The following is a 17699-nucleotide window of genomic DNA, read 5'->3' on the forward strand; positions in this document are numbered from 1 at the left end:
TTCAAAAAAAGCTCACGTCCTGCTATTTCTCCAGCTGGTTTGGCTCAGATGGTGACAGCCCATCAGCTGTTTTTATGCGGCTTTCTAAAGGTCGGTGGTAGAATTCTTCCGGCCATTCCTCTAACGTCTTGCCAAGAATGCGGCCTGCTAGATCTCGTAAATCGTTTGGCGATACTGCCCCAGCCTGAATAAATGGTGTCAGAACCTTCGCTATCTCTAATGGATCTCTAAAGTCAGGACCATTTAATAGAAAGCGGACATGCCATATATCTAAATCCGGGAGAAAAAGAGTATTGAGTTTCCCTGTAATAAGATGCCGCTCTGGCTGAAATACTTGCTCCTCCGTTGTTTTACGTGCGGTATCTGCCGTCGCCTTGTTATAATCTTGAGACTCACCTGTGTAAATAGGCGGCAGACGAAAAGCGGAGCGGATTTTGTTTCTCGTCTTTTCATCGTATTCTAAAAAGAGCGCATCCTCTTGCAGGATTTCCGCCAAGGATTTAAAGTTCACTTTGACATTTGATACATCTTCTTCACCTGTTAATCCTTTTTCTGTCGGAAGCCCTTCTACTTCAAGCAATAAAAACTTATGCGCATGGTCAGAGCCTTCAATATCATCCATATAATCTTGTAGCTGCTGATAAGAAGTCTCTGACAGCATGCCGTTTTCGACAATGATGGCACCAGGTACGTGCCTTCCTTGCTTAAAATAAAGATAATTCAGCTCTTCTGCTTTTCGTGCGCCATACATATTGACGATGTTGCCAATCCAGCGGGGAATCCCATACGTCCCACTGCCAATTTTAAAATGAATGACTTCTGTTGCTTGAAGCGGTTCTGGTGTAGCATCATCGTACTTGCCTGTTTCACAATTTAATATGCGCGGATCACCATACTCCTTGAAAAAGACTTTCTTCTCATTGATGACCTGTACATATTTTCGGAATCGTTTCTTGCGATTCATCGTCTTCATTTCGCCGTTTTCTGTATAGCGGAATTCGACGTCGACTGGCTCACTCAGCTTGCAAATGCGGATATGGAGTGCATCCAAATACTCGATTCCTGCCGGCTTTCCTTGTCCATCCCGCAGCACCTCTAAAAAGCCATTTCCTGTTTTCTCCCGGTCTTCTAGGACATAACCAAGAATCACGTCAGCAGACTCATCATAGTTCATGTATTTCGTAAACTCTTCGAGTCTTGTCCATTCCTGCTCGGCTGTCTTCTTTTTGACCGGTCTCACATCTTCCGCATTAAAATCAAAGGCGTATTCCACCCCAAATCCAAAGCCTAAAATGTTTGTTCGATATGCATCTATACATTGCTGAAGAATCGTTGAGTATTCTGCCATGCTTTTTAATTCATTAATATGGTAGGGCGGGGGGACAATGTCATCTTTTTCGTATGAAAATTCATCCTCATACATTTGTTTTGTATGATCAGACATGTTGGCCTTCATAATTGTTGCTTTCAATTGTTTCATTGTATGGACCTCCTCTCTCTGTTTGGACGGACACGCTCCGAGACGGTCTGTTTCAAATCTGTCACCTCATAATCATCCAGCGCATACCAAATGGCGGATAATGTGTGTGGATCGATTTGAAATTCATCTTCCTCTAAGCGGCCGTTCTTATCTGCCTTATAGGTTAGTGATTGAAGTTCATAGATGGTATAAGGGCAAGCATCAGAACAAATGATTTTCTTAAATCGTTTGATTTTCTTTGTATATTGCAAACGTGACCCTTGGAACTTATGTGCAGCGACCATTTGAAATCCGCGCTGCCGAAAATAGTGAATCGTTTTAGGCTCTGCTGCATCTGCCTTAATCAGTTCCTTTGATTCAACAAATTCTTTCAGATCAACAGCTGTTTCATCATCCGTTTTCCCGCGGTCGTAATATTCCCAATAAATATATAAGTACTTTTTTTCATGATCGACAGCTAACCGAATGAGCGCATTGTAGGATTCAACAAATCCAAAATCCATCCCCGCTCGTTTCAGCGGTCTTTCAATCTGCCGGATCGCTTCTAATACGTCAGCATGCTGTCTGACCTCAAATTGCGGAAACACTTTTGTGCCATTGATACCGAAGTATCCTTTCCTTGCAATTCGATAAAGATCTGGATCGTATTCTTTCAGCTCATCCAGCTGCTTGACATAGCTTTTAGGAAGAAATAGATTGTCTTCTGCTGTTGAGTGGTGATAGTACGTATCTTTTATCACGATGGTTCGCTGCTTGTATAAGGTTTCGTCATCAAGGACAAAGCGTTTTAGCTGCTCATCTCGAAAGAAATGTCTGTACGTCCAATTATCCTGACCAACGGGATTCGTCGATAACATCATATAAAGAGGTAAAACCGGATGTCTCAGCCTTCCAAGCAGTTCTTTAAACCCTTCATAAGAAACCTCGGAACACTCCTCAATCCAAATAATCGAGATATTGTTGATCGACTTCAATTTCTCAGGCTTGTCCAGCCCTTTAAATAAAATGCTGCTGCCATTGCGAAAAGTGAGTGCAAGCGGTGAACTGCGGCACTTTACTAGATGATCGATGCCAAGATCGCTGACGATTTCTTGTAAAAGAGAATAGGTCGACTCCCGGTGCGTATCATACACTTCTCGAATGACAAGTGCTGTCCGTTTTTCCTCAAGCAGCTTTAAGATCAGCTTTAAAGCAATGTGATAGCTTTTGGATGAGCCATAGCCGCCTACTAAAAACTGAAACTTTTGATTCCAATCGAACAAAAAGTGTTCAAAGTGAGGATTGACTTCTTTTTCAATCAACGGCGTCATGCATCGTCCTCTTTTCTTTTGATCATGATATGAAGATCTTCTTCTTTTTCCTCACGAACTGCTTTTTTTGTTTTTTCGATTGTCAGCTCAATTTGCTTCAGCCTTAATCTTCGTTCATCTTTCGCGTGAGCGAGCTCTTCAAACTGTTTAATCAGCCGTCTTAGCTCTCCCATTGCACGAGATTGGGCATTTAAAAAAGTGGCATGCCGATCCCATGAAAATTGAAACGAAAATTCCTCTGCCGTGATCTCTGGCTCTGGATGAATGCCTTCACCTGTTTCTTCCTCTAATGAAGAAGGCAAGTACGTCGCCTTTTTCAGTTCTTTGATCATGTCATCTTGATCTGCTACATGCATGATGCGCTGCGCTCGAATAATGGCTGCGTATTGAATTTGAATTTGATCCCAGATGATATCAAGAGATGTGCGCCCATCCATTTTTTCCATGATTTCAATCGTTTCATCTGAAAGAAATTGATGAAAGATCGAGTGCGCCTGCTTTGACGGTGTTTTTTGTCTTTGCCAGCCATATCGTCTTTTCCATGATTTGACGGTATGGATGGAGACGTTGTAATGATCCGCTAGCTGCTGGTACGTCATCCCTTTCATATAATCCTGCTTAGCCTCTATCCGTTTATCTTTCATTTACATTCACCTGCCGCCTCCTTTTAGTTCGAATGATTCCCTGAAGAGGAATCATTTGTGCCGGGCTAGCAAACATTCGTTTGGTCTTTCTAACTATAGGTGGCAACTGTAAGACAAGCTTTTGAAGATTGAGTGATGAAAGAAAAAACGCCTATTCAGCAGCTTTGAATAGGCGTTCTTGTACTTTTTTGGACATTTTGGTCCGAGCTCTTTCCATATGTTTTTGGACTGTTCCTTTTTTTACATCTAGCATAATCGCAATCTCGCTAAATGATAGCCCCTGCGTTGTGTGCATAAAAAACACGTCTTTCTCTCGATCTGTTAAAACAGACAAAGCTTCATCGATTCGCCTTTTGTCCCGCTCACTTACCTCTCTTTCTTTCTCTTGAATGAGGGTGTATTCATGTGATAAAGCCTCTAATACTTCTGGATTGGCAAGAATGGTGCGCTGATACACAGATCTTCTGTCTAATCCTCTGCGTGCGCCTGGCTCTCTGCCGATTTGAAGCCATTCCACCACATATTCTAAATCACTGACCATACTGGCGACCATTTTTTGATCATGTTTGTCCTGATCTGACATCTGTTTCTCTTCTTTGTCTTTTAATTGTTCATATCGTTTTCTGGCATCTTTTAAACTTCTTTTATATTCAATCAGTAAATCTTGCATCTGTGCTCTCTCCCTTTTTTATGAAAATAAAAAACGGACACCAATCAGCCCCTTTCTATAGGGTCTTGATCAGTGTCCGCAGGCTTTCCGTCTTGGACTTATTCAGTTGTTCTTGTTCATCAGGCTAGCTGATTTTAAAACCAATCTCGTGATCGACTCTTGCAAAATGTCCTTTTGCTGTTTGAATAATCGTTTTTCCATGCTCAGGTACATCCATCATATAAGCCGTTCCTACGTTTCCATCTAACACAATGACTTGAATCTTTCCTTTTTCCATTTCACCGACAAATGTCTGGTTTTCTTGAATCATGAGTTGTTTTGGCTCATTCATATGCTTGTCTCCTTATTTGGTGGTGAGGATCTCATATCATCACCCATCGTATTTAAAATGATTTCCATTCGAGGACGCATGCTATAAAACTGTGAAACTCTTAATTCTACAATCTGTAAAGAGGCGTCATCGGCAATGGCATGAAGTGCTTCTTGTATATGCTGCAAACTTGGCTGGAGAATGCTGATGTGTACTGGGCGTATCAAGCCTTTTTCTGCAGATGTACGCGTGTCTTGGCTGTTCGCTAGATCAATGGGCATATTGTAAAATAAGCGAATGTCGAGTGATAATGCGCCTTTTATTCTGCTTGAGCATTGCGCTTTTGCGGCTGCTTGAATTCTGTTTATCAATGTCTCTTTTTTGCATAAATGTTCTTTTTCAATGATAAAATGAAGGACCATGCTACGATCTCCCGTCATCCTTCGCCCACTGCCGAATGTCTTGTTCGTTTTGACCCGCATTGAGCAAACATTTCAGGAATGTCATGATTTGCTTCAATCGATTCATGTCGCATTCATCCTTTCCTTCTTATTGTCATCAACGGCTTTTTCTGCCATGAGGGTCATGTATGTGCGTTTTTCTTCTGCCGTGGGGAAAGCAAACATCGGCTCTTTTTGATGAAAAGTGATCCAGCCGCCAGCTTGTACTAGGCAATGCTGTGCTTCTTTTCGGGCATCAAATGTCATCTGATGTCTCATCATCATCAAATCCTTTCTCACGATCCTCGTCCTCTAATCGATAACCATTTCGGGACATTTCATATGGCCAGTAACGTTTTGGATAGCCGAAATCATTCATTTGTGTCACCATCGGATGTTCGATATTCATTCTGTTTGTCTCCCCTTTTTAAGAACGGTCTTCTTCAAGAATATTACTCTTTTTGTGTAACTTTTGACCAAAAAAAAGCTCTTGAACACCGATATTTAGCAAATCTGCAATATGCTTGGCTATTTCTAAGCTGGGCTTTGTTCGGCCCATTTCTATATTTGCATAGCCACTCGTGTACTTATATCCAAGTTTTTTCGCCATATACGTTTGTGTTTTTCCTTGTAATATTCGTTCTTCTCGTAAATTTTCAAGTTTCATGTTTCCACCTCTTACTCATTATGTGTAAGTTATATTCATTATGATAATATACACAAAACGAGTAAGTCAATCACATTTTTATTCTTTTTGTGTATTTATTTATCTTTTCCGTGTAATTCATGATAAAATTTACACATAATATGAAAAAAAGGTGTTTCCGATGGATAATTTGACTGGAAAGATTCTAACTGAATTAAGAGAGAGGCATGGATGGAGTAAGTCTACCGTTGCCAAAAAACTCGGATTAAAGGCGATGTCAACCTATGCTAACTGGGAGTATGGATTGAGAAAGCCCGATGGTGAAATGATTGTGAAAATTGCCGAGTTATACGGGGTCTCAACAGATTATCTTCTCACAGGTAAAAACAAAAACGCCTCTGATGACGATCTTGCAGATGATCCTGATTTGCAAATTGCGTTTAAAGCTGCCTCCGATTTTTCTGAAGAAGCACGAAGACAAACCATCGACTTTATTAACTACATTAGAGAGAAAGAGAAACAAAAAGGCCGTCAGCCAAAACAGACAGACGACAATTAAAAGATCTCTTTTCATAAAGCATCACATAGCTGGGTAGATACCCAGCTTTTTTTATGTCTCTTTTCCCCCCTAAAAAAGAATGACATATGAATAAAAAATCATGTGTTTTTTGGGTGAAATCGTCTTCCCCTACATAATATGTGACAATTTTCACCAAAAATACTCATTTTTCCACTGATTTTAGTTGACATATAATTCTATTATTATTAATATATGTATATACCAAAAAAAGGAGTGTTACCGATGAAAAAATTAATGAAAGCTTGTACATTGTCTTTAGCTGCTTTAGGTGCTCTTACGTTCTTCCAAACTGAAGGTGCTCATGCAGCTGCACAGCCTAAAGAACCAGTTATAGCAAAAGCTCCTATTATGAATAAAGTGATTACGGTGAACCGCACACTTACTGTAGGTTCTTCGATCGCTGTTTCACTTCCAGCAAGTCAAATTTCTGTCTCAGGCGCAACGTATGCCATTCAATTAGACCAAACTGCTCCAAATTTCACTTGGATCCGTGCTGTACAACGCGGTTCTGTTACAGTGTCTTACTATAATTCACTAGGTGAGCTCGTCATTAACTATATTACTGTTCGTTAAGCGATGTTTTTCATATGAAAAGGCGATGACTACATGTTCATCGCCTTTTTGTGTTTTTTAATTAAGCCGCTTACCAGTGCTTGCCAATCTCTATCTATTATGTTAACTTTTAATAAAAATAAGTTTACATATTGAGAGGGGCTTATGATGGGAAAAATAACGTCTTTGTCTTGGGAAACGATCGTGAAGAAAGCCATCAATCATGAACCGATTACGATGGAAGAAGGTCTAAAAATTCTTGAAGCAGACGACGCAGAGTTACTGCCTATTATGCATGCAGCTTATCAGGTGAGATTTCATTTTTTTCAAAAAAAGGTAAAGTTAAATATGATCTTTAACGCCAAAAGCGGATATTGTCCTGAAAACTGCGGATATTGTTCACAATCGGTGATTTCAACAGCTCCTGTTGAGAGGTATACAATGCTTGACCAAAAAACCATTGTGGCCGGTGCGCGTGAGGCGTTAAAAAGAAAAGCAGGGACTTATTGTATTGTAGCAAGCGGGAGAGCACCTTCACACCGTGAATTAGATGAAGTCACCGCAGCAGTAAAGGAAATTACTGAGACGATGCCTTTGAAGGTGTGTGCATGCCTTGGATTATTAAATGAAGAAAAAGCGAAGCGTCTGAAGGAAGCGGGGGTTCATCGGTATAATCATAATCTCAATACACATCAAGATCATCATGCTCAAATCACAACGACCCATACATATGATGACCGCATATCGACCATTGATAAGGTCAAACAGTCAGGGATGTCACCATGTTCTGGTGTCATTATTGGCATGGGCGAAACCAATCAGCAAATTGTCGAAATGGCTTTTGCGCTTAGAGCCCTTGATGCGGATTCGATTCCCGTCAACTTTCTCCATGCAATTGAAGGAACGCCTCTTGCACATCAAGAACGCACACATCCGATCAAAGCGTTGAAGGTGTTGGCACTGATGCGTTTTATCAATCCGGCTAAGGAAATTAGAGTATCTGGGGGAAGAGAGTTTAATTTGCGAACGCTTCAACCTCTCGCATTATATGCAGCGAACTCTATTTTTGTTGGCGATTATTTAACGACAAAAGGACAACAAGTTCAAACTGATCATCACATCATTGAAGATCTAGGTTTTGAAATAGAAGAATGTGCGCTTTAAAAAAGTCTGCCGATGAATCGGCAGACTTTTGAGGTCGAGATTAGAATCTTTTATGGAAATCGACAGTACCGCTTCCTTCTTCGCGGTCAAAGCTGCCAACGAACGTCCAATTAATATAGCCGCCGTCACCATTATTGACAAACGTACCATCTTCAAATACCCAAATCCCAAACGTAATACCACCATATTCAACACTATCATAGTAGACAACATTGTTCAGTCCGCTAAAGTCATGATCTTGGCTTAAGTTTTGAACAACCACGTTATAATTTTGACCTGCTTCATAGAATGCACTGTATGCCGCATTTTTTACAAATCCATCACGATTTTGAGATGATTTTACTGCTTGTTCAATTTTATCGGCAATGGCTACTGGATCAATCGAAACACTTCCATCGACACCTGTTGTCGTAGCAGCTTCAGCCTTTTGACCAAAAGTCGTAAGAGATAAAGGGACAGCAACCATTGACGTAGCAATCACAGAACTAACAAAGAACTTGCTTGTTTTCCTCATTATTTCTAACTCCTCCTTTAATTGGTATGTTTATGTACTACCCTTTTCTTTGTCACTTAAACACTAATTTAAGAAAAAACTTCTTTTTCTACCAATTAAAAGGGTGATTTTACTGTTTAAAAGGGCAAATCAACAAAAAACTACTCTTTTACAAGAGTAGTTCAGATTGTTGACAAAGGGCTAAAATGAACTTTATTTTAGCCTTTTGTCTTCTTTTCAGCGTGATAGAAAGCCTTTGCAGCCCTAGGAAGGACGAGTACTGGCGCGGAGCGAATTTGACATTCGTGAGCACCAGCACGCAGGACTGACAAAGAATGCGAGGGTTTGTCTACACGCTGAACTACTCTTTTACAAGAGTAGTTTCTTATCATTACATAAACAGAATAAATAAAATCAGACCTAGAATGATTCGGTAGATCGCAAAAGGCACCAGTTTGATTTTATTGATCAGTTTTAGGAAGAATCGAACAACAAAGAGAGCCACAATAAACGCACTCACAAAGCCAACGATAAAGAATGGAAGCATATCTGTTGTTAAGTATTCGGCATTTTTCACAAGTGTTAAGAGGCTTGCTCCCGCCATAATCGGCATGGCCATAATAAACGTAAAGTCAGCCGCCGCTCGGTGATTCAGACCAAGAATAACACCACCTGCTATTGTAGAACCTGAACGCGAGAAGCCTGGCCATAGTGCTAAACATTGAAATAGCCCGATATACAGCGCTTGTCTATACGTCATGTTATCCACAGAACTTGTTTCTGCTTTACGTTTATTGATCCAGTCAGCGACAAGCATCAGCACAGCCCCTAAAATCAAACCGACAGCGACCGTTCTCACATCAAACAAATATTTATCAATATAATCTTCAAATAAGAATCCTAAAATGACGGCTGGGACGAGTCCAACAGCAATTTGAGCGATGGTCAGCTTATGTCCGCTGCGTTTTTGTTCTTCTGTGATATTTTTCTTTAAGCCTAACAAGTTCAAAATACGATCTTTGAACACGATCATGACAGCTAAAATAGAACCTAACTGAATCACGACTTTAAATGTGTTTGCAGCCTCTGGCGTAATGATGTCTTTTGATTTTAGCCAAAGATCATCAACAATGATCATATGCCCAGTAGACGAGACAGGTGCATACTCTGTTAATCCTTCGACAATTCCTAAAACCAGTGCCACGAATAAATCCCATAGATTCATGATTTTCTTTCCTTTCAATTCTGATCTTTTGAACTGGCCAAACATCTATGTCCACATAAAGACAAGCTTTCTTTTTCGAAAGCTCGTCTTTATGATACTATATTTTTTTCTAAAAAAGATTATGACATCAAACCTTTTCTTCTTTATACAAATTGGATCGCATTTTGAACCAATCAAACAGGTGGGTCGTGATTACTTTCAGAACGGCATACGTCGGAATCGCAACAATGATGCCGACGACACTGAACAATTTACCTGCTGTTAATAGAACAAAGATAATCGTGATCGGATGGATATGGAGGTTTTTCCCCATCACCTGAGGAGAAATGAATTTCCCTTCAATGAGCTGAACCACTGTCCAGACAATGATGAGTTTTAAAAGCATCACTGGTGAAGTCACAAGCGCAATCACAATCGCTGGTGTAATCGCAATGGTTGGACCAAGGTATGGCACTACACTTGTACATGCCGCAATAATTGCCAGCAGCAACGCATAGTCAAGTCCAATAATCAGATAACCGATTAAAAGAAGAACACCAATACAGAAGCTGACAATGATCTGTCCAAGAATATAAGAGCTCAGGCGATGGTTCATTTCGTGAAGCACAATATGTGTATGTTCTCTAAATTTATTCGGAATAAATTTCAAGAAATAGTCCGGCAGTTTTTTGCCGTCTTTTAATAGATAAAACAGAATGAATGGAACCGTCACGATCGAGATGATAATTTCAGTAAGCGCTCCTAAGAAAGTGCCGACTCCGGTAAAAGTGCTTTCCAAAATCTTCGTCGCTTGACTTGACGCTTTACTTACCAATTCAGAGACGTTAAAGTTCATCGTTTTCTGCACTTGACTAATAAAGTTGCTTCCAGTTAATTGTCTAATCTGTTCTTCTACCGTATCAACGTATTTTGGCAGATTATGAAACAGACTCATCGTTTGTGCTTGTAAAAAAGGAATAATGGACACGATGGTCACTGTAATAATCCCAATTATGAGAATATATAAAAGCAAAATCGAAAAGATCCGTTTGACCTTAAATCTCTCTAATAAATTCACAATCGGATTTAATAAGTAATACACAACCCCCGTCAAAATAATCGGTAAGGCAATGGTTTTAATGAGTACAATGAGCGGTGTGAAAATAAAAGATGTTTTCATGAAAACAAGGATATTCAAACCTATTAATAGCAGGATGAGTAAAAAGAGAACAAACTTGTTATCAAGAAAAAATTTTCTAAATCGACTGCTCCACATTTGCATAGAATTCATATCTTTCCTCCAAACACGGGCTATTTTATTAGTAAATTGTACACTACTTGATCATCATTTTGTGATCATTGTTTCAGCTTTTTTTCTCGTTTCGCAATGGACATGGCCCAACCAATGAAAATCGGTTGTCCAATTAATCTCATCCATAACAAGGCTTGTTCTGTGCTCTCTTGTCCTGGAAATGGAATCCCTTCTCTCGCAGCAAATAGGTTCGCAGGGAAAATGAGCACAAGATAGACAGCGATCATTTTTGCTGCCACAACCCTTGCATTTGGAAGAAGCAGTAATACAGCCAGCAGCCATTCCAAGCATGCGGTGGCATAAATGATGCCATAGGGAAATGGCCACCCAGACATCATGCGGGCAAAGCCGCTTGGCTCTATCACATGAAAAACACCGGCTGCTATGAATAAAAGCGCGAAGGCGTATGTACTTCCTATATGCAGGATGCGCTTCATGTTCGTTTTCTCCTCCTCTCCTTCTCAAGTATTACCCGAATGAAGGAGGAAACTACCCACTTTTCGTACATTTATATTCTTTATGTAAGACGCATCAACTGAGATAAAGGTTTCATCCACTTTTCAATAAAAAGGAGATTCTTTCATACAAATGCTTTCAAAGCATGTATAATCAGAGAAAAGCAGAAGGAGGGAATGTGATGATTCGATTTGCTGTCATCGGAACGAATTGGATTACAGATCGATTCTTACAGGCTGGTGAAGGAGTGGCGGATTTTACATGTACGGCCGTCTATTCTCGGTCTGCTGAAAAAGGACAGGCATTTGCAGGCAAGTACGGCATTGATACCGTCTTTACTAATTTACAGCAAATGGCGGCAAGTGATGCGTTTGATGCTGTGTATATCGCAAGTCCAAACGCCCTTCACAAAGAGCAAGCGATGCTGATGATGGCGCATCAAAAACATGTATTATGTGAAAAACCATTGGCCTCTCACCGTAAAGAGGCTGAAGAAATGATTGCTGCTGCGAAAAAATATCAGGTGTGCTTAATGGAAGCGATGAAGACCACATTTCTGCCGAATTTTCTTCAAATCAAGCAGCATCTTGATCAACTAGGCCCCATTCGGCAAGTGATCGCTCATTACTGTAAATATTCCTCAAGATACGATGCCTACCGAAACGGTGAGATTCCAAACGCTTTTAAGCCAGAATTATCCAATGGCTCCTTAATGGACATCGGCGTGTATCTTGTTTTTCCCATCATTAATTTATTCGGACTGCCAAATCAAATGACAGCGAGAGGTTATACACTTTCTTCTGGAGTAGATGGGAGCGGTTCATTACTTTTACAATATGAAGGACATCAAGCACTTCTTTTCCATTCAAAAATCTCAACATCTCATGTATCTGCTGAAATTCAAGGGGAGGATGCTACGATGGTCATTGATCAATTCCATCGCCCTTCTCGTATCATCATCCATGATCGAAATGGACAGCAAACCGATATTTCTCTCAAAGATAATCAACCTGCTATGTATTATGAAATCGATCACTTCATTCAATGCATCAAGCAAAAAAAGGGGCAGTCGCCAGTCAATACATTTGCCTTATCTGTTCAAACCATGTCCATCATGGACGAGGCGAGAAGACAAATGGGCATTATCTATCCAGCCGACAGACAAATGTAATGAGGCATATAATGAACAAAGGGCGTTTCACAGCCCTTTGTTTGTTCATGTGAATCTAGTTTGTCGCTAATACATCGGCAAATGCTTTCACATATGGCGGAAGATCCGGCGGGCGTCTGCTTGATACAATATGACCATCTGTCACAACGGCTTCATCGAACCATTCCGCTCCAGCATTCGTCATATCATCTTTAATACCAGGTGTACTCGTTACTTTTTTACCTTTCAGGATACCAGCTGAAATGAGCACCCAGCCGGCATGACAGATTTGTCCGATCGGTTTGCTCTTTGCATCAAACGTACGGACAATGTCTAATACTTCTGGGTATCTACGCAGTTTATCAGGCGCCCATCCCCCAGGAACAAGAACCGCATCATAATCGTCTGCTTGAATGGAATAGAAGTCTGCATCTGATACAGCCGGCACCCCGTACTTCCCGATATATTCATGATTTGCTTTTTCGCCTACGAGATGGACGGTTGCCCCCTCTTCTCTTAATCGCAAAACGGGATACCATAGCTCTAAATCTTCAAAATCATCACTGACTAACGCAATGACCTTCTTATTTGATAAACGCATAACATCTCTCCTTTTCTTCGGATTTCCTCTATTGTACGAGATCATCTCTTAAAAAGAAAAGCGGTTCCCCTTGAGGAGAACCACTTTCCATTATTCACTGATCTTGAATTTTTTAATTAAGTCACGTAATTCTTCCGCCATTTGGGAAAGCGTCGTCGAAGAAGAACTAATCTCCTCCATTGAAGCCAGCTGCTCTTCTGCTGATGCCGCGATATCTTGAATACTTGCGGAACTCTCTCTCGATACGTCTGCAATTTCATTCACTGCTTTAGAAATTTGCTCAGATCCTTTTGAAAGCTCACGAACTGTCGTATTCATTTCATTGATTCTTGTCGCAATTTCTGCCGTTTGCTGGTTGATTTGTGAGAAGCTTTCTTTTGTTTGGTCTGTAATTGATAGACCATTTTTCACTTCTTCATTCACAGATTTGAACATATTTTGAGACGTTTCAATTTCAGAGACAATTTCTTTGACGAGTTTTTCAATCTCTTTTGCAGAATCTGATGATTGAACTGCTAGTTTACGGACTTCTTCCGCTACAACCGAGAAACCTCTGCCTGACTCGCCCGCACGTGCTGCTTCAATGGCTGCATTCAGTGCAAGTAAATTCGTTTGATCTGCTATACCGTTAATGACACCTAAAATGTTAGTGATATCTTTTGATTTATGCTCTAATCCGTTGATCACACTTTCAGCTTCTTTCACTGAATGGTCAATCGTTTTCATTTGGCCAACTGTCTGTTCAACAAGCTGTCCGCCTGTTTCTGCGACTGTTTTTGATTGAACCGATGATTGTGTAATGACATCAGACGTTTGTGCAACTTCATTTAGCCCTTCGTTCATTTGTTTCAAGTGGGCTGCACTTTGTTCCACCATTTCGCTTTGATTTTCGTTTCCGTTCGAGAATGTTTCAATGGATGATGTAATATGTTCGGTTGCTTTGGTCGTTTGACCTGCACTTGCCGTCAATTCTTCCGACGATGACGCCACGTTCTCAACAGATGTCTGTACAGCTTGGATGACATCTCTGAGCGACTCACTCATTTCATTAAAACTTGTACCGAGCTGACCAATCTCATCCTTTGACTGGACATCGATTTTCTCTGTTAAATCTCCTTCGCTGATCTTCTTAGAAGAGGAGACAAGCATGGAAAGTGGTTTTGTAATGGAACGGATGATAAAGAATATGAGAATACCGCCAATGATGAGCGCACCAGCTAATATAATGGCCGCCATGTTGAAGACTGGCTGCGCCGCTTCTTCTACTTCACTGACAAACATTGTACCGGCAATTTTCCAACCAGTCGCTTTATTTGTCGTGAACGCCATTTGCTTTTCTTTTCCTTCAAACAGATAACTCATTGAACCTTTGTCTTGTGTATAAAGCTTGTCTACCCACTCACCTGTTATTTTTGTTCCTGCTTTTTTCGTTGGATGTGCCACATATGTACGATCTGGGCTTCCGATAAAAGCATGACCTTCTTTACCAATATTGATACTATTAGACTCTTTGACTAGATCCGCAATGTCCAGGTTCATTGCAATAACACCTGAACCGTCCTCTAGTTTTTTAGAAATCGTCACAACAAGCGTACCAGTTGATGCGGTTGGATATGGAGCGGAAACAGACAGCTCACCGTTTTTCGCCCAACCATCTTTGTACCAATCCCGCTCAGTTGCGACATAATCAGCGGGCATTTTTTGATTAGGATATCTTGAGAACACTTTTCCATCACTTGAAGCAACAAAGATGCCTTCTGTGTCATCATTCATGCTCATGAACTGCTCAAAGCGCCCTTGAATATCAGTCGTTCCTTTTTGCCTCAGCTTTTTCTCCGTAATCCATTTGCTAAAGAAATCGGCTGCGTCTGTTTTTACTTTCACAACCTTCGTAATGTTTTTGTCCAGCTGTTCTACATTTTCCTTTGCACTTTGCATAATTTGATCATTTAATGAGGTACTCGCCGTATGATATGAAGAGAATGCCAATACGATAATTGGGCATAAAAGAATAAATAAGAAAGAGAAAACGAGCTTTTTTGATATAGATGGTTTTTTGAAATACTGTATGAAATTCATAAAAAAGAAAACTCCTTTTAATAAGATAGTATATATATCGGAAGCACTACTATGTTCTTTACTTTTTTAACTTATTAAAGTCTAGATAAGTCCAAAATACCCAAATTATGTGCAAAGAACGGAAAAACACCTGACGTCAAACGTCAGGTGTTCCAGATTATTGACAAAGGGCTAAAATGAACTTGATTTTAGCCCTTTGTCTTCTTTTCAGCGTGATAGAAAACCTTTGCAGCCCTAGGAAAGACGAGTACTGGCGCGGAGCGAATTTCACATTCGTGAGCACCAGCACGCAGGACTGACAAAGAATGCGAGGGTTTGTCTACACGCTGAAACACCTGACGGCAAACGTCAGGTGTTCCACTATGACTCTTATATTTTAAATTGTTTGATAAGCTCTCTCAGTTCTTCTGCCATTTGGGATAAAGTGGCGGAAGATGAGCTGATTTCTTCCATTGATGCCAGCTGTTCTTCTGCTGAAGCCGCAATATCTTGGAAGCCTGCGGAGCTTTCACGTGAAAGCTCTTTGATTTGATTGACTGCTTGTGAAATATCGTTTGAGCCATGAGAAAGTTCTTGGGCTGATCCGTTCATTTGTTTCATTTGTTCTGTCATTTCTGATGTCTTATCGGTGATTTTCTCAAAACTCACTTTCGTTTCATCTGTAATGTTTAATCCAGATTGAACTTCACCTGCTACTTGTTTAAACATCTTCTGAGACTTTTCAATTTCATCTACGATTTCGTTCGTCAGGCTTTCAATTTCTTTTGAAGAGCTGCCCGATTGCTCTGCAAGCTTGCGAACTTCTTCTGCGACCACAGAGAAGCCTCTTCCTGCCTCACCTGCACGCGCTGCTTCTATCGCTGCATTTAAAGCGAGGAGGTTTGTCTGGTCTGCAATGCCGTTGATGACTCCAAGAATGCTTGTAATGTCCTTAGATTTCTGTTCTAGCCCTGCAATCACAAGCTCTGCTTCTTTCACTGCTTGTTCAATCGTTTGCATTTGACCTGCTGTTTTTTGAACGAGCTCTCCACCAGCCTGAGCGGTTTTGCTAGACTCGATAGATGATTCCATCATATGAGAAGTCGTGTTGACCATATGTGATAAGCTGCGATCCATGTCGTTTAGCTGGACAGAGCTTTTTTCGATCATCTCATTTTGATGTTCATTGCTGTTTGAGAACTGTTCAATAGATGAGGTAATATGCTCAGTCGCTTGGGCTGTCTGTCCTGCACTAGCCGTTAATTCTTCAGATGAAGCAGCAACATTTTCAATTGAATTCTGTACGGCTTGAATGACTTGTTTCAGCTTTGCCGACATATCGTTAAAGCTCTGTGCAAGCTTGCCGATTTCATCGTGTGTGCGCACCTCGATATGTTGGGTGAGATCCCCCTGACTGATTTTCTCAGCCGATTCAGAGAGCTCTATGAGTGGTTTTCGGATCGATTTAATAATAAAATAAATCGCGATTCCACCGATGACAATCGCAGCAGCCAAGATGATCATGGTTAAGTCAAGCACTGGCTGTGCGGCTTCTTTTACTTCGTTGACATACATTGTTCCCGCGAGCTTCCAGCCTGTTGCTTCATTTGTGTCATAAAACATTTGCTTCGGCTGTCCGTTGAATTCATATTCGAAACTGCCTTTTTTATTGTGATACATCTTTTCGATGAAATCGCCTGTCAGTTTCGTCCCGGCCTTTTCCGTTTTATGAGCAATGTAACGTTGATCTGAGGTAGCGACAAACGCATAACCTTCTTGACCAATTTTGATGCTGTTTGTATCTTTCACAATCGTGTTCAATTGTACATTTATACCAATGACACCAGAACCATCTGCTAACTGTTCTGATATTGTGATGAGCAGGTCATCTGATGACTTGTCTGTAAAAGGATCTGAAATGATGAGTTTGTCATCTCCCATTGATTGTTGAAACCATGGTTCATTTTTTGCGCTTTTGGCACTGCCTTTATGAATCTCGGAATATTCAGTTAGTTTACCATTCTGATCTGCAACAAATACTTCTACGACATCGTCGTCTGTTTCCGATAGTTGCTCTAATTTCACCTTAAGTAAATCCTTATTTTTAGAGGCCAATTCCTTTTTTTTCACCGATTTAGATAAATATGAAACAATATCAATTTTAGGCTGGACATCTTTATTGATCAGTTCATTTAATTGATTCACACCATTTGCAGCGCTAGACATAATCTCATCATTGAGAGACTTAGATGCCACTTCATAGGAAAATGCGGCCAACACAAGAATGGGCACTAGGAGAATCGCTAAGAATGCAGTAATTAGTTTCTTTGACATCGTAAAGTGCTTAAAAAAGTTGATTTTTTTCATGATTCTACTCCTTTTGGTTTATGATTTGGGATCATCCCCCTCTATTCTTAGGTAATACGGATTATTTTTCAAGGTGTAATGTTCAAAAAACCACCAAAATAAGCATATTTACCTATTTCCTTCGTTATATTCAGTTCAAAAAAGAACCCCCTAGCCGGAGGTTCTTCAGATTGTTGACAAAGGGCTAAAATGAACTTGATTTTAGCCCTTTGTCTTCTTTTCAGCGTGATAGAAAACCTTTGCAGTCTAGGAAGGACGAGCA

Annotated in this window: 20 protein-coding genes and 1 pseudogene; 4 read left to right on the forward strand and 17 right to left on the reverse strand. The window is 40.5% G+C overall.

Annotation, left to right across the window (positions count from 1 at the left end):
• Positions 1-22: 22 nt before the first annotated feature.
• The 9 genes from NST57_RS15335 to NST57_RS15375 form a co-directional block, all read right to left on the reverse strand.
• Positions 23-1480, reverse strand: a complete 1458-nt coding sequence (locus NST57_RS15335) for a phage portal protein (RefSeq protein ID WP_341298805.1) — start codon at positions 1478-1480, stop codon at positions 23-25.
• Complete coding sequence (locus tag NST57_RS15340) at positions 1477-2790, reverse strand: PBSX family phage terminase large subunit (protein WP_142155847.1); 1314 nt, start codon at positions 2788-2790, stop codon at positions 1477-1479. The genes NST57_RS15335 and NST57_RS15340 overlap by 4 nt, the downstream gene beginning before the upstream one ends.
• Positions 2787-3434 carry a phage terminase small subunit gene (gene terS, locus NST57_RS15345; protein ID WP_341298806.1) on the reverse strand — a complete coding sequence of 216 codons (648 nt, stop codon included), beginning with the start codon at positions 3432-3434 and terminating at the stop codon, positions 2787-2789. Before terS ends, NST57_RS15340 begins: the two co-directional genes overlap by 4 nt.
• A 151-nt stretch (positions 3435-3585) precedes the next feature.
• A complete protein-coding gene (locus tag NST57_RS15350) occupies positions 3586-4104 on the reverse strand; it encodes a sigma-70 family RNA polymerase sigma factor (RefSeq protein WP_116306119.1) in 519 nt (172 codons plus the stop codon).
• A 124-nt stretch (positions 4105-4228) separates the two neighbouring features.
• The gene (locus NST57_RS15355) at positions 4229-4414 is read right to left on the reverse strand and encodes an XtrA/YqaO family protein (RefSeq protein WP_370648332.1); all 186 of its coding nucleotides are present in this window, start codon (positions 4412-4414) and stop codon (positions 4229-4231) included.
• Between the two features lie 17 nt (positions 4415-4431).
• Positions 4432-4836, reverse strand: a complete 405-nt coding sequence (locus tag NST57_RS15360) for a holliday junction resolvase (RefSeq protein WP_142155850.1) — start codon at positions 4834-4836, stop codon at positions 4432-4434.
• 102 nt (positions 4837-4938) lie between these two features.
• Positions 4939-5133 (reverse strand): hypothetical protein, encoded by a 195-nt coding sequence (locus tag NST57_RS15365; protein WP_341298807.1) that lies wholly within the window; start codon positions 5131-5133, stop codon positions 4939-4941.
• Positions 5111-5263: a hypothetical protein gene (locus NST57_RS15370; protein WP_162835675.1), complete on the reverse strand. Its 153-nt coding sequence runs from the start codon at positions 5261-5263 to the stop codon at positions 5111-5113. The genes NST57_RS15365 and NST57_RS15370 overlap by 23 nt, the downstream gene beginning before the upstream one ends.
• An 18-nt stretch (positions 5264-5281) precedes the next feature.
• Positions 5282-5521, reverse strand: coding sequence for a helix-turn-helix transcriptional regulator (locus NST57_RS15375; protein WP_039963874.1), 240 nt, complete (start codon positions 5519-5521; stop codon positions 5282-5284).
• Positions 5522-5681: 160 nt separating this feature from the next.
• Between NST57_RS15375 and NST57_RS15380 the strand changes: the two genes are divergently transcribed.
• From NST57_RS15380 to bioB, 3 genes are all read left to right on the forward strand, one after another.
• Positions 5682-6059: a helix-turn-helix domain-containing protein gene (locus NST57_RS15380; protein ID WP_341298808.1), complete on the forward strand. Its 378-nt coding sequence runs from the start codon at positions 5682-5684 to the stop codon at positions 6057-6059.
• Between the two features lie 243 nt (positions 6060-6302).
• Positions 6303-6653 (forward strand): hypothetical protein, encoded by a 351-nt coding sequence (locus NST57_RS15385; protein WP_003213146.1) that lies wholly within the window; start codon positions 6303-6305, stop codon positions 6651-6653.
• 147 nt (positions 6654-6800) lie between these two features.
• Positions 6801-7796, forward strand: a complete 996-nt coding sequence (gene bioB / locus NST57_RS15390; RefSeq protein ID WP_142155853.1) for a biotin synthase BioB — start codon at positions 6801-6803, stop codon at positions 7794-7796.
• Between the two features lie 40 nt (positions 7797-7836).
• On the opposite strand, the gene NST57_RS15395 is transcribed toward bioB, so the two are convergent.
• The 4 genes from NST57_RS15395 to NST57_RS15410 form a co-directional block, all read right to left on the reverse strand.
• Positions 7837-8310: a stress protein gene (locus NST57_RS15395; protein ID WP_341298809.1), complete on the reverse strand. Its 474-nt coding sequence runs from the start codon at positions 8308-8310 to the stop codon at positions 7837-7839.
• Between the two features lie 370 nt (positions 8311-8680).
• Positions 8681-9514, reverse strand: coding sequence for an undecaprenyl-diphosphate phosphatase (locus tag NST57_RS15400; RefSeq protein WP_200831240.1), 834 nt, complete (start codon positions 9512-9514; stop codon positions 8681-8683).
• Between the two features lie 127 nt (positions 9515-9641).
• On the reverse strand, positions 9642-10784 hold the full coding sequence (locus NST57_RS15405; RefSeq protein WP_341298810.1) for an AI-2E family transporter: 1143 nt from the start codon (positions 10782-10784) through the stop codon (positions 9642-9644).
• A gap of 65 nt (positions 10785-10849) precedes the next feature.
• Complete coding sequence (locus NST57_RS15410; RefSeq protein WP_142155856.1) at positions 10850-11242, reverse strand: MauE/DoxX family redox-associated membrane protein; 393 nt, start codon at positions 11240-11242, stop codon at positions 10850-10852.
• A gap of 200 nt (positions 11243-11442) precedes the next feature.
• On the opposite strand from NST57_RS15410, the gene NST57_RS15415 reads away from it, so the two are divergent.
• Positions 11443-12432 carry a Gfo/Idh/MocA family oxidoreductase gene (locus NST57_RS15415; RefSeq protein WP_142155857.1) on the forward strand — a complete coding sequence of 330 codons (990 nt, stop codon included), beginning with the start codon at positions 11443-11445 and terminating at the stop codon, positions 12430-12432.
• A gap of 55 nt (positions 12433-12487) precedes the next feature.
• On the opposite strand, the gene NST57_RS15420 is transcribed toward NST57_RS15415, so the two are convergent.
• From NST57_RS15420 to NST57_RS20380, 4 genes and pseudogenes are all read right to left on the reverse strand, one after another.
• A complete protein-coding gene (locus NST57_RS15420) occupies positions 12488-13012 on the reverse strand; it encodes a DJ-1/PfpI/YhbO family deglycase/protease (RefSeq protein WP_142155858.1) in 525 nt (174 codons plus the stop codon).
• 90 nt (positions 13013-13102) lie between these two features.
• Positions 13103-15091 (reverse strand): methyl-accepting chemotaxis protein TlpB, encoded by a 1989-nt coding sequence (gene tlpB, locus NST57_RS15425; protein WP_341298811.1) that lies wholly within the window; start codon positions 15089-15091, stop codon positions 13103-13105.
• A gap of 369 nt (positions 15092-15460) precedes the next feature.
• Entirely contained in the window at positions 15461-16408 is a 948-nt protein-coding gene (locus NST57_RS20375) for a methyl-accepting chemotaxis protein (protein WP_445818824.1), read from the reverse strand.
• Positions 16400-17437, reverse strand: a pseudogene (locus NST57_RS20380) (HAMP domain-containing protein); the annotation flags it as partial. The pseudogene NST57_RS20380 and the gene NST57_RS20375, both read right to left, overlap by 9 nt.
• Between the last annotated feature and the right edge of the window lie 262 nt (positions 17438-17699).

This window comes from Bacillus sp. FSL M8-0077, from assembly GCF_038050255.1.
Taxonomy (GTDB): domain Bacteria; phylum Bacillota; class Bacilli; order Bacillales; family Bacillaceae; genus Bacillus; species Bacillus altitudinis.